The sequence below is a fragment of the Paenibacillus sp. OAS669 genome (assembly GCF_014873645.1).
Lineage (GTDB): Bacteria > Bacillota > Bacilli > Paenibacillales > NBRC-103111 > Paenibacillus_S > Paenibacillus_S vulneris.
Genome location: NZ_JADBDR010000006.1, coordinates 353,230 through 373,806 on the forward strand (window position 1 = coordinate 353,230; position 20,577 = coordinate 373,806).

A 20,577-nucleotide genomic window follows, 5' to 3' on the forward strand; every position below is an offset into this window, starting at 1 on the left:
AGATAAAGGAGGGAAACCATTTTGGAAAATCGCGTGCCATTGGAACTTGGAATCTCTACATTTCTTCACACCAACCCCAAAGGAGGGGGCGTTCTGCCAGGCGAACGACTGCGACAAGCGATGGAAGAAATTCAGCTGGCTGATCAGGCCGGTCTTGATGTCTATGCGATCGGTGAACATCATCGCATGGACTACACAAGCTCATCGCCGGCAATTATTTTGGCTTCGGCTGCAGCTACTACAAATCATATTCGGTTGTCCAGTGCCGTTACGGTATTGTCTTCGTCGGATCCAGTCCGTGTTTATCAGGATTTCGCCACTCTGGATAACTTAACAAATGGGCGGGCCGAGATCATGGCCGGACGCGGTTCTTTTGTCGAATCTTTTCCGCTCTTCGGATATAACCTGCAAAATTATGAGGAATTATTCGATGAGAAATTGGAGCTTTTACTCAAAATACGATCTTCAGAGAACGTAACATGGAGTGGCAAGCACCGTGCACCGCTGCACAATATGGGCGTATACCCGCGAGCGCAACAATTCCCGCTTCCTGTATGGATTGCTACTGGCGGCAGTCCGGGGTCGGCCATTCGTGCCGGTCAGCTTGGTCTTCCTGTCATTTTCTCCATTATAGGCGGCATGCCGGAGCGTTTCGCTCCCTTAGTGCAGTTATATCTTAAAGCAGCCCAACAAGCAGGGCACGATCCTAATCAATTGCAAATCGCCTGTCATTCGCATGGTTTTATTGCCAACTCGTTTGCAGCAGCCAGAGAAAAGTATTATCCCATTATGGCCGAACAAATGAATCAAATTGGAAGGGAACGCGGTTGGGCGACTTATACACGAAGTGTATATGAGGAAGCACTGAGCCCTCGCGGCGCTCTTTATGTTGGAGATTCAGAATATGTAGCAGAAAAGATCGTGCGTGTAACCAAACAACTGGGCTTGACTCGTTTTCTTTTGTACGTTGACTTTAGTACGCTTCCGCATCGTGATTTGTTAAGAACGATCGAACGATTTGGAACGGATGTCGCCCCCCTTGTCCGCAAGGAGCTAGCTAGGCATTAAAGAAAGTAAGATGTTAAGAAATTGCAATCCTTCATTGTTATCATTTCTGTATATTTAGATATATAGAATTATAAAGGAGAATAATCAAATGATTAAATCGTGGAAAGTTTATATTTTAGCGATTATAAGTTTTTTAGTGGGAACTTCGGAATTTGTAATTGCCGGGATACTGGATCTAGTTTCCAAAGATGTAGGAGTAACCATTGCTGCTGCTGGCCAACTCATTTCGGTTTATTCCATATCTTACGCGGTGGGTACTCCAATTCTCATTGCGGCTACCTCTAAACTAAGCCGGAGAACACTTATGCTGGCTGCTTTGGCGCTCTTTTTTATAGGGAATTTAATTACGGTGGTCTCGACGGGCTATCCAATGCTTGTTGGTGCGAGAGTGATCTTAGCTCTTAGTACAGGTGTCTTTACCGTGGTTGCCTTAACTGTTTCTGCTCAAATTGCCGGACCTGGAAAACAAGGCACCGCCATAGCAACTATCATGATGGGATTTAATCTATCGCTTATTTTAGGTGTTCCTGTGGGAAGAGTCATTGCCAGCACCTACGACTGGAAAATGATTTTTTATGGAATCGGCCTTCTTAGTTTTATCGCGATGCTGGTCATTTTAATGGCGTTGCCAAAGTCGCAAGGAGAGGCAAATGTGCCTCTTAAAGAACAACTCGCCCTGTTGAAAAGGCCGCAGTTATTATTAACCTTGTCGATTAGCTTCTTTTGGATGGTCGGTTATACGATCATTTACACGTTTATTACACCATTTCTGACGAACATTACGGGTATGAGCAATGGGATGGTGAGCATCGCGCTATTTTCATTCGGTATAGCAAGTTTGCTGGGCGCCCAGGCTGGAGGTTATGGTGCGGATAAATTAGGTATTCCGCGTACGCTGAATGGAAGCTTAATGATCCACGCTGCTATTTTGATCCTTATGTCCCTCTTTGCCCATACATCAATAGCTGTCTTTCCGTTGCTGCTGTTATGGTCGTTTTTTGCTTGGTCTACGGGTCCCATTCAACAAGTTTATATGATTAGCTTGGCACCAAACGCAGCGGGAATCCTTCTGAGCTTGAATACATCCTTCATCCAGTTGGGAATTGCTGTCGGAGCTGCCATTGGCGGTATTGTGGTGGAAAGCTTCTCCTTACAGTCAATCGGCGTGGCTGGCGCAATTGGTGTTGCAATCGCACTCCTTCCGGCTATATTATCATTCTCGAAGCGAAGTCAGTCTGCGGATGGCATACAATCCGTCACAAGCAAACAATGAAACCATGCGTAAAATTACACGAACAAGCAGCGGTATGCTACTGCTTGTTCGTGTTTTCTATTTCCATTTCCACTTCCTCCATCCAATGGACGCTTTGTAGAGCAAACGACTTCCCGTCTGTTGCGAAAACCAAATTGCATAGCTTTATAGCGGTTCGCTTGAGCGTATTGAATTGAGAGCCGAATGTCACTTATAACCGCAACCAGGCAGACCGGTTATACAAGAGTACGAATAACATCGACCCTAGTCTTATGTTCTGCTCCGATCTCAAAATGCACCTGAACTTCGCCCTACTTATGGTACGGTTCACCGCGCAGTCTGTAACGGCAAGTTTGGCCCGGCACTTGACTTAAGTCAATGAATGCACACCACTCACACAGTAAAATGAGATTAACTATTTATACCCTAGGAGGTTACAGTATGAGGAGTGCCCTCAATCAAAGCATGCAACAACGAACAGCAGCATTGGCAGCAGGCATATCATTGATTGTTATGGCGTTGGCCGCTTTTTTCTCTTATGGCTATGCACATGGAACGCTTATCAACTTCGAAGATGCCGACGCCACGTTGAATCGTCTTATGTCATCTAGCATGCTGTTCAAGGCAGAAATCTTAGGATGGCTGATTATACTGATTTGCGACATCATTGTGGCTTGGGCATTTTACGTTTTTCTGAAGCCCTATCACCATCATCTATCCTTGCTCGGTGCGTGGTTTCGTTTGATCTATACGTCAATTCTAGGTGCGGCAATACTGAATTTGTTCATCGTCATGATTCTCACAGGTCAAGCGAACGTTCAAATCCTATTGGAGACTCCTCAACAACAAGCGCAAGTCATGGTAGCATTAGCGGCCTTTGAATCCACATGGTCGTTCGGATTGATCGTCTTTGGCGGGCATCTGCTAATTACGGGCTTAGTGGCTTACAAAGCCGATCCGATCCCCCGGTGGATTAGCATCTTATTGTTAATTGCGGCACTCGGCTATTTGTTCACACATCTATTTTCAATAGTATATGCTCAAGAGAATAAGGCCATTGAGATCCTTACAATGATTCTTACTGTGCCGATGACCATCGGTGAGTTAGGCTTTGGGCTATGGCTGTTGTTTAGAGGTGGGAAATCCGTTTCTTAATTCTGCTGAGGGACTCCGGCGTAACCCCGAGATAGCTTGCCAATTGATGCTGGGGAACACGGTCGATAAGGCCAGGTCTTTTGTGCAGCAAAGATTTGAATCTTTCTTCGGGCGAAGAAGCGATGAAGTTGGCGAAGTCCTCTTGTACACTTCCAAAGATCTCCACGGTCATTCGGTTCGTCATCGACTCTAATTGCGGGTACTTATTATAGGTGTCGTTAATCGTTGCCAGGTTGCCGACAACCAATACACAATCCTCGAGACATGTCAGCATATAGTTGGATGACTTACTCTCCGAGTGCTCGTTATAGATGACGACTGCTTGCTCTTCCGTGTAGAAATTGCTGGTGACCTCTCTTCCTGATGCATCTACAGCATACTGCCGAATACAGCCTTTCAGTATGAAATAACACTTCGTGGGGATGTCTCCTTGCCGAAGAAGAATTGATCCTTTCTTATACTCATCTACTTGAATCTCACTCGCGATTACCTGTTGCTCTTCTTCGCTAAACGAAGTGTATTTCCTCAAATATTTGAACAAGATCTCTTTCAACATTGCTTCCCTCCCTTTGATATGTATAAGTCGTACAAGTCATATAATCAAATCTTAACACCTTCAGAAATTTCATAAAAACTTGCCGTTATTTATGATACGGTTCCCCGCGCATAATCTTAAACGCGCGGTAAATCTGCTCCACCAGCACCAGCCGCATCAGCTGGTGCGGCAGGGTCATGCGCCCGAATGACAGCTTCAGTTCGGCGCGCTGCAGCACTGCGGGGGCTAGCCCTAGCGAGCCCCCAATGACAAAGGCCACGTGGCTGCGCCCGTACGTGGCCAGGCCCTCCACATGCCGCGCGAGCTCCTCGCTCGAGAGCGGCTTGCCGTCCAGAGCGAGCGCCACGACGTAGGCGTCGCTCTTGATCTGCGCGAGGATGCGTTCGCCCTCGCGTTGGCGCACGAGCGCCTCCTCGGCGGCGCTCATGTTCTCCGGTGCCTTCTCATCAGACACCTCGCTGATCTGCACCTTGGCATAGGGCCCCAGGCGCTTGACATACTCCGCTATGCCCTGGACCAGATAAGACTCCTTCAGCTTGCCTACGGCAACAATCTGTATTTGCATACGCTTTGCAACATCCTTTTCTCTGCTTTTTTATGAGAGTCGAAATAAAAAAAGGCCCCGTCTTCATCCGGACGCAGGGCCTCCACACACATTGCTTGCCGTTCTTCCGCTACACAACCAAGAACCTCGGACGCTCCATGCACCGTTCACAATGAGCGGGCGGCTCCCACGCGGGAAAGCGGGTTTCATCCAAATCTACAATATCCGGAGCATCCTCATATTCGTCGACGAATTGGTCGATAGCGATCTCCAAATGATCCTTGCACACTACATACATAATAAGACCCCATTCTGTTCTGTATAATCCCCTGCTACCGGTCCGTCAGCTCCGCCAGCGTCACCGTGGCCGTCGCTTTCTTGCCGGCGCGATAGTACGTGATGCTTAGCTTATCGCCAATTGCTTTCTGGCTATAAATGTACTTGCGCAGCGCAAGCGTGCTGTCTACCGGCTTACCGTCCAGCTCAACGATGACATCGTTGGTTTTCAAACCGGCATCCTTCGCCGGTCCGGTCGCTTCAATAACAATAATACCAGTTTTCACACTTGCAGGCAGCTTTAATACTTCCGTTCCTTTAAAAGATTGCAAATTTTGCGTCACGACGCCGATATATGGCCTTTTAATCTTGTGATCCTTGATTAAGGTGTCCAGAATCGGCTTCACCGAATTGATAGGAATGGCGAATCCCAGTCCTTCCACTCCCATATCCGCTACCTTCAGCGTATTGATGCCTACGACCTTGCCTTCCAGATTCACCAAGGCGCCGCCGCTATTCCCCTGATTAATGGCTGCATCCGTCTGGATGACATCCATTTCCCAGTCGTACTCGCCCTGCTGTCCCAGAGACACCGGGATGGTCCGTTTGGGCCAGCTGATAATGCCCTTCGTCACGGTAGGAGCGTAGCCGAGACCTAGCGGATTCCCTACCGCTATAGCCGTCTCACCGGCCTTCAGAGCGTCCGAATCGCCGAACTCGGCCACCTGCTTAATCCCGTCCCCATCCATCTCCAGCACCGCCAAATCGCTCATCTGATCACGGCCCACCAGCGTCGCCTTTCTCCGGTCCCCGGTCGAGGTCACAGCCTCCAGTTGATTGAAGCCTTCCACGACATGATTATTCGTCACAATCCGAACCTTATCTCCCGCCTTCTGAAAAAGGATACCGGAACCGAGCCCCATAGCCCCTGGCATCCCACTTTTATCGCCTTCCTTGTTGTAGGCCACAATGCTAATGACGGTAGGGCTTACCTTTGCCGCCGCGCGAACCACGGAATCACTGGATTGCTGCTGTTCATCAACAGCACCTGTGGAGCTGGGAGCCTTGCCACCTTCCGCAGCAGAGGCGGCTGGCAGCGCATGTTCGGCTGATTCACCTCCTCCGCTGAACAGAAGTACAAGAACCAGCATCACCGCCGCTCCGCCAAGTCCCGGCAGCAGCCATGGGGGCTTCGTCCCTTTCAGCCAGCTGCCGCTTGGTTTCCCCGGAGGCGTCCATCCATTCCATCGCGAAACCTTGGTAGAATAAAAATCGTCATCAAACAAACTCATCGCTACCCGCTCCCTTCTCTGCCTGCAAGCAGAGCTGCCATTCTAGTAATCTTTCAAACTTTTACGAAAAAAAAGGAATGTTTTACCCATCGTAAGACTAGAATAAGAGTATGAACCCGGTAGCATTCCAAGAGAAGCACACCCGACAGTAAACTCTGTTGCTTCAAGGGGAGCGCCCAATAACTCGTTGTACGGAAAGGATGCTTAAACCCTATGAATCGTATTTTCAACCATTTGGAGCAAGTAGACTTGATTGCCAAGGTAGCCGACTTGAAGCAAGCCCATTACCAGAATGCATTGCTGGTCAGCGCTCTTATCGAACTGCTCGTAGAAAAAGGAATCATTACCGCTAAAGATATTGCCGTCATGTCCTCCCAGCTAGACGCCGCTTACACTCCCGAATCCGAGCTTAGTCCTCATCCAGGTGATCCCACTCCGTAGCCCGGTCATAATATGTATCCATAAGCCGGGCGCGGTGATCATCGGGAGCGAGACGCTCTTCTACTACATTATTCACCGTAAGCCTGGCCAAATCCATCATGTTATGATCCCGGCTCAAGTGAGCCAGATAGACCCGCTTCGTTCGGGAGGTCATGATATCGACGAGTCCGGTTCCCGCGGCTTCATTGGACAGATGGCCCAGATCGCTCAGAATGCGCCGTTTGATGTTCCATGGATATCTTCCCATTCGCAGCATCTCGATATCATGATTCGATTCCAGAATCAGCACGTCGCTGTCCTGTATCTTCTCCTTTACCTTGGAGCTCATATATCCCAAATCGGTTGCCAGACTCAGCTTCTTGTCTTCATGATAGAAGCAGTACCCTACCGGCTCCGCCGCATCATGCGAGATGCCGTATGATTCTACCTGAAGGGAGCCGAAATTGCGCACCTCGCCAGTCTCCATCACGCATCGCTTATCCTCGGCTATTTCACCGATATGCTTGTTCAGCTCTTCCCATGTCTTCTCGTTTGCATAGACGGGCAAATCATATTTTCGCGCTACCGCACCCAGCCCCTTAATATGGTCCGCATGCTCATGCGTCACCAGTATCGCATCCAGCTCGGAGGCGGACATATCCTTCTCCTTCAGCAGCTGATCGATCTTTTTGGCGCTGAGTCCCGCATCGATTAATACTTTGCCCTCATCCGTTGCAACAACCATCGCGTTCCCTGTAGAACCGCTCGATAACACTGTAAAACGCATTCCCATGACTCTTTCTCCCATCCTGACAACTTGCTTATGCTACTTTTTGTTTTTTTGCGGCGGATCAACCGCCCCGTTTAAGGCATGAACATAATAGATATCCCCGTTGCCAACCACCCGCCAGTAAGGTACCAGGAACATCGTTTGGGAATTAAACGTCTGCCCGTTGTGGTACCCAAGCATAATACTGCTGACGACCGTCCCGCTCGGGAAATAATTCTCAATCAGACTGCTAAGCACCGTGTAGGGGGAAATGACCTTTTGCTCCTTCTGTTCCCCTTCCTGCTTCACATTCGCATACTCTTGGCGGTACGCCACGACCATCCCGTTTTGCTCGGTAAGCTCCAGCTTGACCTCGAACATTGGGTACGCGCCATACAGCTCGTGAAATACATATGTGCCGTTGGTGCTAAGCACCGGATCGTACAAATATTTATCCATGTTCGGAATAGCCGCCCGTGCCGCAGCGTCCCTGGAGCTCCCTTTGCTTAACAGAGGACTGTATTTAAACGGTGTCTCCAAAGGAACCGGATTTTCCATCGTCAGCTTCTCATCATATTGAACGACAATTTCCTTCATTCTAGGCACTTCTTTTGGCATCTCCGCGGTAATCTGAATGTTTTTGCTCTTCATCAGCTGCTGGATTTCTTCCGTAGCGCTTGCCGTACTCGGGTCGAACTCCAGCAGGTCGGAACGGGTCGTCCACAGCTGGTAGCCGAGCACCAAATTCAGCAAAAAGAACGATAGGATCAATATGGTTTTCGCTCGACTCCAGTCCATGGGCTCCCTCCTGACATCACTTTGCTCCAGCGTTCCGAACTATCCTTACTCCAAAAATTCATACGTGCCATCCCGCAATTCCACGGTCCACGCAGGTACCAATTCCATCTTCTGATCCCCTATGATAGGCCGATAGCCCGGGAATATGGAAATCACCGCATTTTTCTTCGAATACTGGTTCAGCTTCGCATCGAGCTCCTCGCCATATTTGAGCGCAACCTCACGGCTTGTAACGCCTTGCGAATCCGGGATGATTGTCGACCGCTCGTAGGTGGAGACGATCCCTTTTTGCAGCACCATCTTGATAAAGCCGATATTGTCGCTGTGCTGGTTGATCACCGGAAGCGACCCGTAATACTGCCTGAATAAAAAGGCCTGATTCACGGGAAGAAGGCGCTGCGGGACCTTTTGCACCCCGTACAAGCCATTCCAGCCTCCATGCTGGTTAACGAATTGCACGGCCGATATCAAATTATCCTGCACATCGATTTTGCTGTCAGCCGGCGCTACGGGGTCTGAGTAAATAAGCCAATGCTGATCGTTCTTCAGCTGCAGTCCCCGCTTCGCGTCCGTATAAATCTCCGTTCCGTCCCATTCCGACAAGTTCCTTGTAATCGCCGGATCGACGAAAAAGGTCCGTTTCAATTGATCCCCTGTGAATTGGGTATAGGCCAATCTATAGCTTGGGAATGATAACGGCTTGGTCGGCAAATAAAATTCACCGTCATACTTGTACGGTACCGGGTTTTCCACTGCCATCAAACGCTCAATGTCCTTGGCGGAAATATCCGCCTTCTGCACCTCATACACCGTGCTGGCCGTGTCCGTGAACAAGATCGTGCGGACCTCATCCTTCGCTTCCCTGGCAATAATCCATATTCGTGTAATGATATCGTTATCCGACGGCAGATCGCCTTTCAGCTGCATAATGCGCTGTAAGATAGTAATCGGGACTCCATCGCGGAATGACAGCTCGATCCCCTGCTGCTTGCCCCGGACCTCATCCATATTCATATTCAGCGCAGAAACCGTCGTCTTGCGAAAGCCGGAAAGTGTCCGCTGCTTTACGCTGTCCAGCACCTGATTGTATGCAGCTGTATTCGGGTAGAGCACCGTATGTGCCTGATTGCCCATATGAAGGACGATTTGGTCGGCGAACAGGAGATCCTCCAGCTTCGCCTGCGTACCTATAGGATCGGTCTTTACATAGTCTTGCTGAACAAGAGGATCGAACTTCGGAGAGCTGTAGGATAAGTAATAGGTCTGAACCAGGCTAAGCCCGACCAGCAGCACCAACAGCCATGTTTTCAGCTTATCGATCATATCGCAGCCTCCTCCATCGTGTATGGTATCGTGAAGGTGACCTTCGTTCCCTGCTCCAAATCAGACTCCAGCAAAATCGTTCCGCCATGCGCCCTTACTATTTCCCGGGCAATCGATAGGCCCAGTCCTGTGCCTCCCATACTGCGCGATCTTGCTTTATCGACTCTGTAAAACCGTTCGAAAATTCGGTTCAAGTCCTTCTTGGGAATGCCGATTCCGTTATCCTGCACATTGATTTCCAGCAGCTTCGGATCTGGACGGTGGGCCCGTATCGATATATGTCCTCCATCAGGCGTATATTTAATCGCGTTGGAAACAAGGTTGTCGAGCACCTGGTCAATACGGTCTCTGTCCAGCATAATTTCACCGACGGAAGGCTTGACATCCATTTCGATCTCAATGCCCCGGTGCTCGAGCTGGAAGGAGAAGCGGTCGACCACTTCCTCCAGCATCTCGGCCACGTCCGTAATTTCCCTGCTTATAATCGCCTGCTTCGAATCGAGACGGGACAGCTGCAGCAGATCAGTAACGAGTCGAATCATCCGCTCCGTTTCATTGCGCGTGACGCTGACGAATTTCCCTGCCAGCTTAGGCTCTTCGAGCGCTCCATCCTCCAGAGCTTCCAAATAGCTCTTGATCGTTGTCAGAGGGGTTCTAAGCTCGTGTGATACGTTGGCAACGAACTCCCTCCTCGATTCTTCCAGCTTCTCCTGATCGGTCACGTCCTGAAGCATGGCAATGGTGCTTGCCGAGCCTTTTTCCTTGCTGTATACCGTCGTGAAGCTTACTCTGACAGATAAGTGCTCCTCTTCGACTTCATGGTAGAACTGCAGCATCATCGTTGAATCTTCCGCTTTCTGATGCTCGTTCATGGTTTCTATCGTGATGCCGAGCACCTCGGGAAGAGGGCGTCCGATTGCCGTATCCTCACTAAGCTGCAGAATTTGCTTGGCCCTCCGGTTGATGACCATTACCCTTCCGTCATCATCGGTTGCGATCAGCCCATCGTTCATATTCGTCAAGATCGAGGCCAGCTTCTCCTTTTCCTCCTCGTTCAACGACAAGGCATCCTTCAAGCGCTCCATCATGTAGTTGAACGTTTGGCCGAGCTGACCGATCTCGTCCTTACCCAGTACAGGGACCTTATCGTTAAACCGCCCTTCCGCCACTGCCGTCGCCTGCCGGGTAATCGCTTTGATCGGGCTGGTAATTGTAGCGGATAGCATAATGCCCAGCACTGCCGTCAACCCCAGGGCAATGATCGTACCTGTGATAAGAAATTGATTAATCCGGTTGATCGTATTGTACAGCTCTTCCATGGAAGCGATGATGTATACCGCTCCGTTTACTTTCACTCCTGACGCAACCGGCTTCGTAATAATCATCTTGCGGACCCCGTCAAAATCGGTGAACATCCGCTGATTATCCTTGATCCCCTGAAGCGCCCGGCTTACCTCCGGCTGCGTGTTCTTCTGCCCGATAATGCCCTGATGAGTTACCATGGATGTCGTCAAGACGAACCCGTTCTGGTCGATAATCTGGATTTCCGAACCGCTGTTGGCGAACAGCTTGTTCACCACATCATTCATTTCGGCATTCTTCTTCGGGTCTCCCTGCCGGGTCTCGTCATTCAAGTATTTTTCCACCCATTGGGTCAGCAGAGCCGCCTGAATATTGTGCGATTCGATGAAATCGTTCTTAAAATAGCTTTCCAGCGTCCGAACGAAGTAAACCCCGATCAGCTGCATCGCAATGAGGATCAGAAGCACGTAGATGATGATGATCTTCGCTTGAATCGATTGAAAGAAGCGAATCCCCTTCATGGCTTAGAAGCCTCCGCTTTTCGGATTGCGCATCATATACCCTAGCCCTCTGCGGGTCAGAATATATTCGGGGTGGCTCGGATCATCCTCGATTTTTTCCCTCAGCCGGCGGATCGTCACATCCACGGTTCTGACATCGCCGTAATATTCAAATCCCCAGACCGCCTGCAGCAAATGCTCCCGTGTCATCACCTTGCCGCTGTTTTTGGCTAAATACTGCACCAGCTCGAATTCCCGATGGGTCAGGTCCAACGGGACTTCATCCTTATACACGACATACATATCCGTATCGATAAACAGGCTTTGAATACGCAAGCCCTGGCGCGCCTCCGCATCGGATTGCGAGGGGCTCTGCGCCTTCGCTTGACGGCGCAAATGCGCTTTCACCCGCGCCAGCAGCTCCCGGGTTCCGAAGGGCTTGGTCACATAATCGTCTGCCCCAAGCTCCAGCCCGAGCACCTTATCGATTTCGTTGTCCTTTGCCGTCAGCATAATGATGGGCGTATTGAGCCGTACGCGTACCTCCCGGCACACATCCATCCCGTCTTTCACCGGAAGCATGAGGTCGAGCAGTATCAAATCCGGCTCTTCCTTGAAGGCAAGCTCGACGGCCATTCCTCCGTCATAAGCACAAATCACCTCGTGCCCTTCCTTCTCCAAATTAAATTTCAATATATCCGCAATCGGTTGTTCATCATCGACAACGAGTATTTTCGCCATCTGTTCGATCACCGCCTATGAGCAAACTTAACCTATTTGACCTGCTTTACCCAAATAAACCGTATTCCTATCTTACCACACCTTGATGCAAAAAGAGACATGGTCAAGCAGGTTTCCCTGCTTTTTCCATGCCCCTTTTTCTGTAGACGATTCTCTCTATAAAAGATAAATGAGTGCTTAACGGCTCAAATATTTCAATGGATTTTGCGGCGAATCGCTTTGCTGTACCTCGAAGTGCAAATGTACCCCGGTGGAGTCGCCCGTACTGCCCATATAACCGATTTTTTCGCCCTTCTCGACGATTTTGCCGGTGCTCGTATAGATCTGGCTTAAATGCCCGTACAGCGTCTTATAACCGTTCATATGGTCAATGATGACGCAATTGCCGTAACCGCTCTTGACCCCAGCAAAGATAACCTTCCCGTTATCGGAAGCCAGGATGTTTTTGTTAGGAGACGTCAAGTCGACGCCTTTGTGGAACACTCCCCAGCGGGTACCGAAGGTACTCGTGATGGTGGAGGATACGACCGGCCAAGCGAATTTGCCTGTGCCCTCTCCTTTAATAACCTTCGTTCCTTTACGAACGACAGCCTTGACCGGCTCCTGAACGACTTCCTCGCTCAGCACCGTTTCGTCCGTCATCAATCCGTTCACTTTCGTCACCTGGATCATGACCTTCTTCATTCCGTTCTTGCCCTGCTTGATCACCTCGGAAGTACCGGCACGCATGCTGTCATCCGTCTGGTATTCCGTATCATATTGAATCTCTTGGGATTCTACTATTTTCTCTACCGTACGAACGGCAAGCTTCGGCTGCAGCACAGTCAAATCCAGCTGCTGCCCTACTTTGATCATATCGTCGCTGATGGTAGGATTGTTCTGATAGATAACCTGCTTCGGGATATCCAGCTTCTTGGCTATGCAGGATACGCAGTCGCCCTTCTCTACCGTGTATTTGGTAGGTTGAACATCACCGGTCTCCAGCTTCTTCTTAAGCTCATCGGGACTCATGACATCCTGCGGCTGAATCTGGATTTCCTTCAGCTCTACCTTTTGAACGAACTCTACCTTCTGCAATTCTACTTCGGCGGCAGGTGTAGAAGGCGATGCCGATAACACCCTGACCTTGCCGGATTCCTTCTTCTTCTCCAGCGCCGAGTTCTTGATATCCTCCAGCATCTGATCCGCTGTCTGTTCATCCTTCAGGACGCCCATCGGGTTCCCGTCGACAACAATCTCGGTTCCTACCGGATAGGCGGTAATAGCTTCAGAGACTTTCTCTAACACTTCCTGATCGTTCGTGCTCGGCATGAAAGCCTTTTCAACCTGGAATGTGACCTCTGGCTCTTTTACCTTCATCCGAACAAACGAATTATTTGTCAATTCCTTGGCTTTGGTTTGCTTAACTTCCTCTACCTCGGTCGTATTTTCAACGACTCCGACGTCTTGGCCGTCAATCGATACGTGATAAACATTCTTCAACCCTGCTTGTACATAAGCATTCCCGCCCCAAACCATTGCAGAAACTACACCCAATACCGAGATGGTTTTTACCAGCATCCATTTATGTAAAAAAGGATTTTGATTCACTGTATGATTATCAGATAGCTCTATTTGTTGTTCTGTTGTTGGCTCGACCCTCGTTGTAGCAGTCAAGTTGCGTAATTGGATGGAAGAGAGCTTCTGCCTGGACTTGTCCAGCTTCTCCTTGATCCAACTCATTCCCCTGAAAACTGTCATGTTCTACTCCTTTTAAGCGATTTTCTACGAAATATACATAAAAACACCTAAAATAGGGACAATAACCATGTAAGATGATTTCTTTTATCAATTTACCACAATTCGTCTTCTTTTTTCAACATTATTCACGGGGCTGCAGAGCCGTTAACGCAGTTTCGTGGCAGGGGTGTGAAGTCAAACTATGGAAAACCTAACGGCATTTTTCAAAAATAACTCGGAGATGAACCAAGCGGCTGCGGCACTTCGAGAGCAAGGTGTCATTGATATTCAACAGTATTCCATGGATCATGCGCCCACTTCGTTGGGCATAACGCCGCTCCTCCAGTCCAGTCTAGCCGAGGAAGCGCATGACGATGAGTTTCGTTACGTCCTGCAGGTTGTCGTCGAATCCTCCCGCTACCGTCAAGCGGAAGATACGTTAGCCCGTTATGGAGCCCGGATTTAGCACAGCTTCACGCAAACAGCGCAAACAAGCCCCGCACACAGCCGTGCAGGGCTTTTGCTTCTTGCTATGTATTACGGATCGACTTTAATCATCGCAAGCAGCTGCGCGTATTCGTCAGGCTTCAAATATTGCTGCAATATGGTTTCTATTTGCTTCAATTCTGCTGCTGTTATTCCATCCTCCATTAAAGAAGAGATGGTTTGAATCTCTTTTTGAGGCACGCGCGTTACGAGCATATTGAAAATTTTATTTTTCTCGTCATTGGTCAATTGTTCCTTCTTCTTCGTAAACTCCTCGCCGGATACGACGATCTTCTTGCTGTCCTCTCCGCTAATGATCCCGCTTCCCGCTTTATCTGATTGGGCCTGCCCGCTTTGATGGCCGAAGACGGCAATCGCATCCTCGGGCGGCTTCTTGGTGGTCGAGCCTCCATCCTTTGGCGTTGAAGATGAAGGATCGGAGGAATTGCCGTTCCCGTCCGTCGTTCCGGAACCGTTAGGTGCAGACGGATTGGTGGTCGAGGTGCCTGAATCTAACGTTCCCGTTGTAGGGATATCGGCTGCTGAATCGCTTTTGGGCGCGTTAGACGCCACTTTGCGTTGCGAAGGACCGGACGATGTCCCCGGACCGAACCATCCCGCTACCTGCTTACCCATTTGAGAGGTGAATTGAGACCAGTTAGGTGTCGCACTCACCGCAGACTTCAAATTATATTGCTCTAACAGCATATCCGCATAAGTGCTTACCGCCCAAAAAGTAGAAGCTATACAAACCGCAGACGTAATTACAGCGCTAAGAACCAGCTTCACCAACCATTGTAACCCTTTCATATCCCACTACTCCCGTCAGTCTGTTATGCATCTCCCTTCATCAGTATTGACGACATTAGCCAAAAACAACCATATATTTGCGGAAACTTTGCTGGTCTATGTCTAATCGTTTCTGGCAATCTAGCGGGTCGGGCCGCCCAATTTATAAAACTCTGTAAAGTCAAAAAAAGAACCCCCCAATTGACTTGAGAGGTTCCTGATATCTAACACGGATTAATAAATAGGTCTTACCAAATTCGTCTGCTCACGGTTACGGCCTACCGAGAAAATCGCGATCGGAATACCTGTCAGCTCGGATACACGCTCTACATAGCGTCTTGCATTAGCAGGGAGATCCTCCAGCTTGCGAACGCCGGAAATATCCTCGGACCAGCCTGGTAGCTCTTCATACACCGCTTCACATTCAGCCAGCATATTCAAGCTTGCAGGATAATGCTCGATTACTTCTCCGTGGTATTTATAAGCCGTACAAATTTTCACGGTTTCCAGACCTGCCAGAACGTCCAGGGAGTTCAGGGACAAGCCGGTAATTCCGCTTACGCGGCGGGCATGGCGAACAACGACGCTGTCGAACCAGCCGACACGGCGCGGTCTGCCTGTTACCGTACCGTACTCATGACCTTTCTCACGAATCCAGTTGCCTGTTTCGTTATGCAGCTCTGTAGGGAAAGGACCGTCGCCTACGCGGGTCGTGTACGATTTGGCTACGCCGATGATTTGCTTGATCTTCGTCGGACCTACGCCGGAACCGATGCACACGCCGCCGGCCGAAGGGTTGGACGATGTAACATAAGGGTAAGTCCCTTGGTCAATGTCCAGCATGACGCCTTGAGCGCCTTCGAACAATACCTTCTTGCCTTCGTCGATCAGATCGTTCAATACAACCGAAGTATCGGTAACATAAGGACGAATGCGTTCAGCGTACCCGAGGTACTCGGCAATAATAGCCTCAGCATCCAGGCCTTCACCATTGTATACTTGTTTGATCAGAACATTCTTCTCGGCGACCAAAAGACGAACCTTGCGTTCGAATTCCTTGGCGTCCATAAGGTCGGCAATACGGATCCCGTTTCTTGCCGCTTTATCCATGTAGCAAGGGCCGATCCCTTTGCGGGTTGTGCCGATTTTGTTATCGCCCTTGCGCTCCTCTTCCAAGCCGTCCAAGAGAAGATGATATGGCATAATCACATGAGCACGATCGCTGATTTTCAAATTATCCGTCGAGAAGCCATTCTCGTGAATATATGCGATTTCTTCCAGCAAAGCGCCCGGATTAATAACCATGCCGTTGCCGATGACGCATACTTTATCGTTGTAGAAAATGCCCGATGGAATCATCGTTAATTTATATTTCTTTTCATTGATTAAAATCGTATGGCCAGCGTTGTTACCGCCTTGGTAACGTGCTACCACTTCTGCAGATTCAGCGAGGAAATCGGTAATTTTTCCTTTTCCTTCGTCGCCCCATTGGGTTCCTACTACCACTACCGTAGACATGCGCATAACCCCCATCAGGTGAGTTTCACCTTCACCTTTAATTGGCCAAAAGGCCTTAAGCACCAAGAATATTTTATCAGTCTACCGCGGCAAAGTCAATAAAAAACGAACAATGCCACAAGGGGCTGTAGCATTGTTCGGAAATCATTCTTATATGCCTTCACATATGTTCCCCGTGCAACAATGTGCGCTTTAGCTGGCCGGCTCTTGATGAGTCCGATCCAGTCCGACGAACTTATTGAAGTTTTTCAGGAATGCCAATTCAACGGTGCCCACCGGGCCATTCCGCTGCTTGGCGATAATAATCTCGATAATGTTTTTCTTCTCGGACTCTTTGTCATAGTAGTCGTCGCGGTACAAGAAAGCAACGATATCGGCGTCCTGCTCGATCGAACCGGACTCCCGCAAGTCGGACATCATCGGCCGCTTGTCCTGACGCTGCTCCACGCCCCGGCTGAGCTGCGACAGGGCGATGACAGGAACATCCAGCTCACGGGCGATCTGCTTGAGCGTACGAGAGATCTCGGATACCTCCTGCTGCCGGTTATCTCCTTTTCCCCGTCCATGGATCAGCTGGAGATAATCGATCAGGATCATCCCGAGTCCTTTCTCCTGCTTCAGCCTGCGGCATTTGGCGCGAATATCCGCCACAGTAACCGACGGGGAATCGTCGATATAGATATTGGCCTCGGACAAGGCGCCGATCGCCATCGTCAGCTTCTCCCAGTCATCCGATTCGAGGAAGCCTGTCCGCATACGGCCCGCGTCCACGTTGGCCTCCGCACAGATCATACGCTGTACGAGCTGGGCCGCGCCCATCTCCAGACTGAAGATGGCGACGGTCTCCTTCTCGCGCACCCCTACGTTCTGCGCGATGTTCAACGCGAACGCCGTCTTCCCTACGGAAGGACGGGCCGCAACAATAATCAAGTCCGACCGTTGAAAGCCGGACGTCATCTTGTCCAAATCCTGAAAGCCCGATTTGACTCCAGTCGCTCCCCCTTTATTGTTATAAAGGAATTCGACCTTATCAAATACCTCCATCAGCACATCGCGTATGGCGATGAAGCCTGTACCCGAGCGGCGCTGCGAAATCTCGAGAATCCGCTTCTCCGCGTCGCTCAGCAGGTCCCCTACGTCATCCGCGGCTGCGTAGCCTTCGGTTACAATGTTCGTTGCGGCGCGAATCAACCGCCGCAGCATCGACTTCTCTTCGACGATCTGCGCATAGTAGTCGATGTTCGCCGCAGTCGGCACCGCATTCGCGAGCTCCGACAAATACTTGATTCCGCCGATTTCCTCCAGCTGCTGCTTGTTCTGCAGCCGCGCCGTCAGCGTAATCAAGTCGATCGGCTCATTCTCCTCCGCCAGCTCGATCATCGATTCGAAGATGCGTTGATGCGAGGTGCGATAGAAGTCATCGCTCGTAATACGCTCCATCGCGGTGACAAGCGAATCGCTGTCAAGCAAAATAGCACCGAGCACTGCCTGCTCGGCTTCCAAATTTTGCGGAGGGATGCGATCCATAAACATGCCTTCGTTCAAGCTCGTCTCCTCCTCAAGTGTTCTTGGGGACAACTTACCGTCGAAGCGCCGAACCTAGAATGGAACGGCGCTTCAATGAAATGGCATGATACCGATATTATTCTTCCGTAGCATGAACCTTCAGCTTCGAGGTCACTTCAGGGTGAAGCTTCACGGCCACTTCCGTTACGCCCAGCGTACGAATCGGCTCATCCATGATAATTTTGCGCTTGTCCAGCTTGATCTTGTGCTGCTTCTCCATCTCTTCGGCTACCTGCTTGCTCGTAATGGCACCGAACAATCGGCCGTCTTTACCGGATTTTGCTTTCAGCTCAACCGTAAGCGACTCCAGCTTTTTGCCAAGCTCAACGGCCTCGGCTTTCTCCTGATCCTTCTTGCGCTGCTCCGCTTTTTTCTGCGTCTCCAACACCTTCATAGAAGATTCGTTCGCAGGTGCAGCCAGCTGCTGCGGAAACAAAAAGTTATTTGCATAGCCTTCGGATACGTTTTTAACTTCCCCTTTTTTTCCTTGGCCTTTGACATCCTTCAGCAAAATCACTTTCATTCGAAAAGCCCCTCCTCTGCTTCTATCTCACTTAAAATTTGCTTTAATCTTTGTACTGCTTCCTCAATCGTACCTTCCAGCTGAGTCGCCGCATTGGTCAAATGGCCGCCTCCGCCCATCCGCTCCATAACGACCTGAACGTTCATTTGGCCGAGAGATCTCGCGCTGATGCCGATCAAGCCGTCCGGACGTTCGCTGATAACAAAAGACGCCATGACACCCGTCATAGTTAACAATGTATCAGCTGCCTGCGCAATGAGCAACTGAGAATATTTGCGATTCGGCTCCGTGACCGCCAAAGCGATGTGGTCGTACAGGATGGTCGCATTCTTAATGACCTCCGAGCGCTGAATATAGGCGTCCAGATCCTCCTTGAGAAGGCGCTGGATGAGCGAGGAATCCGCCCCGTTCCGTCTTAAGAAGGACGCGGCCTCGAACGTCCTGGCTCCCGTACGCAGGCTAAAGCTTTTGGTATCCACGACGATGCCTGCAAGCAGCGCCGTCGCCTCCAGCACGCCCATCGTCAGCCGGTCGTTGAAATATTGCAGCAGCTCCGTCACCAGCTCGCAGGTAGATGACGCATATGGCTCCATATAGACCAGCGTCGCATCTTGAATGAATTCCTCGCCGCGGCGGTGATGGTCGACAACGAACTTGCGCTGCGTCAGCTGCAGAAGCTTGGGCTCGGCTACCATGGACGACTTGTGCGTGTCTACGACGACAGCCAGCGTACGTCCGTTCGTGATCTGCATAGCCTGCTCCGGCGTAATGAACCAGCGGTTCAGCTTCTCGTCCTCATAGATCGTGTCCATCAGCTTCTGAATCGAAGGATTGACGCCCTCGAGAACGATATAGCCTTCCTTGTTGCTGACATGAACCGCTTTAAGCACGCCGATCGCGGCGCCGATGGAATCCATATCCGGATAGCGGTGGCCCATAATAATGACCTTGTCGCATTCCTTGATCAAATCCCGCAGCGCGTGGGAGATAACCCGGGCTCTTACGCGCGTGCGCTTCTCAATGGCGTTGGAGCGGCCTCCATAGAAGGACAGCCTCTCCCCTACCTTGACGGCTACCTGGTCGCCGCCGCGCCCCAGAGCCATATCCAAGCTCGTCTGAGCAAGCTGTCCGAGCTCTGTAAGCGAATCGACGCCTGAAGCGATCCCGATGCTTAACGTAAGCGGTAGCTTGTTTTCAATCGTCAGGTCCCGAACCTCGTCGAGAATTTCGAACCGGGACTGCTCCAACGATTTCAAGCCTTTTTGATTCATCAGAATCAAATAGCGGTCCGATGCGGTACGGCGCAAATGAACGTTGTTTTTCTGCGCCCATTCCGTAATTTCGCCGGTGACTCTCGCCATCATAATGCTGCGCGTCTGGTCATCCATGCCTTGCGTCGCTTCCTCCAGATTGTCCATCATGACAATCCCCATAGCGAGCCGCTCTTCTTCGTATCTCGCGGATAACGTCTTGTAATCGGTAATATCGGTGAAATAATACAGCCTTTCATCCGGCTTGACTTGTACAAGATAGATGCATTTCCCGACCGTTATCTCAACCTTCAGATCCTTGTCCTTACGCGTCTTTAGTGCCGGGAACAGCTCATGGACGGACTCGCCGATCAATGTCTCTTTTCCCAGCATTTTCGCCACGAACGGGTTGTGCCACTCCACGACCTTCTCTTCGTTATAGAGAAGAATGCCGATGGGCAGCTCATGAATCACCTCATTGCCCGCCTTCTTGATCCGGTGGGACAACGTGGTTACATAGTGATTGAAATCATTACGAAAGGCCTGCTCCGCCTTCAGCGTGAAATAGGCCAATACCCCGCATAGAAACAAGGCGATCACACTGATCACCCATTGGTAAATCATCAAAATAAATATCAAAACGGTCAAAAGAGCAAATATCCATACGATATGCAAGCCGTGCCATCGCTTTAACAGGAACTTTGGCATTCCACTCGCCCCTAATCCATCA

The 20,577-nt window shown here is 50.1% G+C and carries 20 protein-coding genes; 5 read left to right on the forward strand and 15 right to left on the reverse strand.

Annotated features, from left to right (window positions below):
* Positions 1–18: 18 nt before the first annotated feature.
* The 3 genes from GGC63_RS16070 (at position 19) to GGC63_RS16080 (ending at position 3,475) form a co-directional block, all read left to right on the forward strand.
* The gene (locus GGC63_RS16070) at positions 19–1,068 is read left to right on the forward strand and encodes an LLM class flavin-dependent oxidoreductase (protein WP_412973871.1); all 1,050 of its coding nucleotides are present in this window, start codon (positions 19–21) and stop codon (positions 1,066–1,068) included.
* Between the two features lie 88 nt (positions 1,069–1,156).
* Positions 1,157–2,341, forward strand: coding sequence for an MFS transporter (locus GGC63_RS16075; protein WP_192703159.1), 1,185 nt, complete (start codon positions 1,157–1,159; stop codon positions 2,339–2,341).
* Between the two features lie 444 nt (positions 2,342–2,785).
* Positions 2,786–3,475, forward strand: coding sequence for a DUF4386 domain-containing protein (locus GGC63_RS16080; protein ID WP_192703225.1), 690 nt, complete (start codon positions 2,786–2,788; stop codon positions 3,473–3,475).
* On the opposite strand, the gene GGC63_RS16085 is transcribed toward GGC63_RS16080, so the two are convergent.
* The 4 genes from GGC63_RS16085 to GGC63_RS16100 form a co-directional block, all read right to left on the reverse strand.
* Positions 3,450–4,028: a Crp/Fnr family transcriptional regulator gene (locus GGC63_RS16085; RefSeq protein WP_192703224.1), complete on the reverse strand. Its 579-nt coding sequence runs from the start codon at positions 4,026–4,028 to the stop codon at positions 3,450–3,452. The two genes, GGC63_RS16080 and GGC63_RS16085, sit on opposite strands and share 26 nt — an antisense overlap.
* Positions 4,029–4,116: 88 nt before the next feature.
* Entirely contained in the window at positions 4,117–4,596 is a 480-nt protein-coding gene (rlmH, locus tag GGC63_RS16090) for a 23S rRNA (pseudouridine(1915)-N(3))-methyltransferase RlmH (protein ID WP_192703160.1), read from the reverse strand.
* Positions 4,597–4,705: 109 nt separating this feature from the next.
* Positions 4,706–4,873, reverse strand: a complete 168-nt coding sequence (locus GGC63_RS16095; protein WP_192703161.1) for a CxxH/CxxC protein — start codon at positions 4,871–4,873, stop codon at positions 4,706–4,708.
* Positions 4,874–4,907: 34 nt separating this feature from the next.
* On the reverse strand, positions 4,908–6,143 hold the full coding sequence (locus tag GGC63_RS16100; RefSeq protein WP_192703162.1) for a S1C family serine protease: 1,236 nt from the start codon (positions 6,141–6,143) through the stop codon (positions 4,908–4,910).
* A 213-nt stretch (positions 6,144–6,356) separates the two neighbouring features.
* On the opposite strand from GGC63_RS16100, the gene GGC63_RS16105 reads away from it, so the two are divergent.
* Positions 6,357–6,584, forward strand: a complete 228-nt coding sequence (locus tag GGC63_RS16105) for a hypothetical protein (RefSeq protein WP_192703163.1) — start codon at positions 6,357–6,359, stop codon at positions 6,582–6,584.
* On the opposite strand, the gene GGC63_RS16110 is transcribed toward GGC63_RS16105, so the two are convergent.
* The 6 genes from GGC63_RS16110 to GGC63_RS16135 all read right to left on the reverse strand — a co-directional run bounded on the left by GGC63_RS16110 (position 6,553) and on the right by GGC63_RS16135 (position 13,736).
* A complete protein-coding gene (locus tag GGC63_RS16110; protein ID WP_079911365.1) occupies positions 6,553–7,356 on the reverse strand; it encodes an MBL fold metallo-hydrolase in 804 nt (267 codons plus the stop codon). The two genes, GGC63_RS16105 and GGC63_RS16110, sit on opposite strands and share 32 nt — an antisense overlap.
* Before the next feature lie 33 nt (positions 7,357–7,389).
* Positions 7,390–8,130 (reverse strand): two-component system regulatory protein YycI, encoded by a 741-nt coding sequence (yycI, locus tag GGC63_RS16115; protein WP_192703164.1) that lies wholly within the window; start codon positions 8,128–8,130, stop codon positions 7,390–7,392.
* A 45-nt stretch (positions 8,131–8,175) separates the two neighbouring features.
* Positions 8,176–9,453 carry a YycH family regulatory protein gene (locus tag GGC63_RS16120; RefSeq protein WP_192703165.1) on the reverse strand — a complete coding sequence of 426 codons (1,278 nt, stop codon included), beginning with the start codon at positions 9,451–9,453 and terminating at the stop codon, positions 8,176–8,178.
* The gene (gene walK / locus GGC63_RS16125) at positions 9,450–11,276 is read right to left on the reverse strand and encodes a cell wall metabolism sensor histidine kinase WalK (protein WP_192703166.1); all 1,827 of its coding nucleotides are present in this window, start codon (positions 11,274–11,276) and stop codon (positions 9,450–9,452) included. The genes GGC63_RS16120 and walK overlap by 4 nt, the downstream gene beginning before the upstream one ends.
* A 3-nt stretch (positions 11,277–11,279) precedes the next feature.
* The gene (gene yycF / locus GGC63_RS16130; protein ID WP_192703167.1) at positions 11,280–11,996 is read right to left on the reverse strand and encodes a response regulator YycF; all 717 of its coding nucleotides are present in this window, start codon (positions 11,994–11,996) and stop codon (positions 11,280–11,282) included.
* 177 nt (positions 11,997–12,173) lie between these two features.
* Positions 12,174–13,736: a peptidoglycan DD-metalloendopeptidase family protein gene (locus GGC63_RS16135; protein ID WP_192703168.1), complete on the reverse strand. Its 1,563-nt coding sequence runs from the start codon at positions 13,734–13,736 to the stop codon at positions 12,174–12,176.
* Positions 13,737–13,917: 181 nt separating this feature from the next.
* On the opposite strand from GGC63_RS16135, the gene GGC63_RS16140 reads away from it, so the two are divergent.
* Positions 13,918–14,181, forward strand: a complete 264-nt coding sequence (locus GGC63_RS16140; RefSeq protein ID WP_192703169.1) for a hypothetical protein — start codon at positions 13,918–13,920, stop codon at positions 14,179–14,181.
* Between the two features lie 71 nt (positions 14,182–14,252).
* Here the strand turns inward: GGC63_RS16140 and GGC63_RS16145 are convergent, their stop codons facing one another.
* The 5 genes from GGC63_RS16145 to GGC63_RS16165 all read right to left on the reverse strand — a co-directional run bounded on the left by GGC63_RS16145 (position 14,253) and on the right by GGC63_RS16165 (position 20,555).
* Positions 14,253–15,011, reverse strand: coding sequence for a hypothetical protein (locus GGC63_RS16145; protein WP_192703170.1), 759 nt, complete (start codon positions 15,009–15,011; stop codon positions 14,253–14,255).
* A gap of 213 nt (positions 15,012–15,224) precedes the next feature.
* Positions 15,225–16,508 carry an adenylosuccinate synthase gene (locus GGC63_RS16150; protein ID WP_192703171.1) on the reverse strand — a complete coding sequence of 428 codons (1,284 nt, stop codon included), beginning with the start codon at positions 16,506–16,508 and terminating at the stop codon, positions 15,225–15,227.
* 192 nt (positions 16,509–16,700) lie between these two features.
* Positions 16,701–18,041 carry a replicative DNA helicase gene (gene dnaB / locus GGC63_RS16155; protein WP_179136058.1) on the reverse strand — a complete coding sequence of 447 codons (1,341 nt, stop codon included), beginning with the start codon at positions 18,039–18,041 and terminating at the stop codon, positions 16,701–16,703.
* 109 nt (positions 18,042–18,150) lie between these two features.
* Complete coding sequence (gene rplI, locus GGC63_RS16160; RefSeq protein ID WP_079911375.1) at positions 18,151–18,597, reverse strand: 50S ribosomal protein L9; 447 nt, start codon at positions 18,595–18,597, stop codon at positions 18,151–18,153.
* Complete coding sequence (locus GGC63_RS16165) at positions 18,594–20,555, reverse strand: DHH family phosphoesterase (protein WP_079911376.1); 1,962 nt, start codon at positions 20,553–20,555, stop codon at positions 18,594–18,596. The genes rplI and GGC63_RS16165 overlap by 4 nt, the downstream gene beginning before the upstream one ends.
* Positions 20,556–20,577: the final 22 nt, after the last annotated feature.

What these genes read in the sequence shown, in the direction of transcription:
- GGC63_RS16075 (WP_192703159.1), top strand. Translation starts at nt 1,157, where the DNA reads ATGATTAAATCGTGGAAAGTTTATATTTTAGCGATTATAAGTTTTTTA.
- GGC63_RS16080 (WP_192703225.1), top strand. Translation starts at nt 2,786, where the DNA reads ATGCAACAACGAACAGCAGCATTGGCAGCAGGCATATCATTGATTGTT.
- rlmH (WP_192703160.1), bottom strand. Translation starts at nt 4,596, where the DNA reads ATGCAAATACAGATTGTTGCCGTAGGCAAGCTGAAGGAGTCTTATCTG.
- GGC63_RS16095 (WP_192703161.1), bottom strand. Translation starts at nt 4,873, where the DNA reads ATGTATGTAGTGTGCAAGGATCATTTGGAGATCGCTATCGACCAATTC.
- GGC63_RS16100 (WP_192703162.1), bottom strand. Translation starts at nt 6,143, where the DNA reads ATGAGTTTGTTTGATGACGATTTTTATTCTACCAAGGTTTCGCGATGG.
- GGC63_RS16105 (WP_192703163.1), top strand. Translation starts at nt 6,357, where the DNA reads ATGAATCGTATTTTCAACCATTTGGAGCAAGTAGACTTGATTGCCAAG.
- GGC63_RS16110 (WP_079911365.1), bottom strand. Translation starts at nt 7,356, where the DNA reads ATGGGAATGCGTTTTACAGTGTTATCGAGCGGTTCTACAGGGAACGCG.
- yycI (WP_192703164.1), bottom strand. Translation starts at nt 8,130, where the DNA reads ATGGACTGGAGTCGAGCGAAAACCATATTGATCCTATCGTTCTTTTTG.
- GGC63_RS16120 (WP_192703165.1), bottom strand. Translation starts at nt 9,453, where the DNA reads ATGATCGATAAGCTGAAAACATGGCTGTTGGTGCTGCTGGTCGGGCTT.
- walK (WP_192703166.1), bottom strand. Translation starts at nt 11,276, where the DNA reads ATGAAGGGGATTCGCTTCTTTCAATCGATTCAAGCGAAGATCATCATC.
- yycF (WP_192703167.1), bottom strand. Translation starts at nt 11,996, where the DNA reads ATGGCGAAAATACTCGTTGTCGATGATGAACAACCGATTGCGGATATA.
- GGC63_RS16135 (WP_192703168.1), bottom strand. Translation starts at nt 13,736, where the DNA reads ATGACAGTTTTCAGGGGAATGAGTTGGATCAAGGAGAAGCTGGACAAG.
- GGC63_RS16140 (WP_192703169.1), top strand. Translation starts at nt 13,918, where the DNA reads ATGGAAAACCTAACGGCATTTTTCAAAAATAACTCGGAGATGAACCAA.
- GGC63_RS16145 (WP_192703170.1), bottom strand. Translation starts at nt 15,011, where the DNA reads ATGAAAGGGTTACAATGGTTGGTGAAGCTGGTTCTTAGCGCTGTAATT.
- GGC63_RS16150 (WP_192703171.1), bottom strand. Translation starts at nt 16,508, where the DNA reads ATGTCTACGGTAGTGGTAGTAGGAACCCAATGGGGCGACGAAGGAAAA.
- dnaB (WP_179136058.1), bottom strand. Translation starts at nt 18,041, where the DNA reads ATGTTTATGGATCGCATCCCTCCGCAAAATTTGGAAGCCGAGCAGGCA.
- rplI (WP_079911375.1), bottom strand. Translation starts at nt 18,597, where the DNA reads ATGAAAGTGATTTTGCTGAAGGATGTCAAAGGCCAAGGAAAAAAAGGG.
- GGC63_RS16165 (WP_079911376.1), bottom strand. Translation starts at nt 20,555, where the DNA reads ATGCCAAAGTTCCTGTTAAAGCGATGGCACGGCTTGCATATCGTATGG.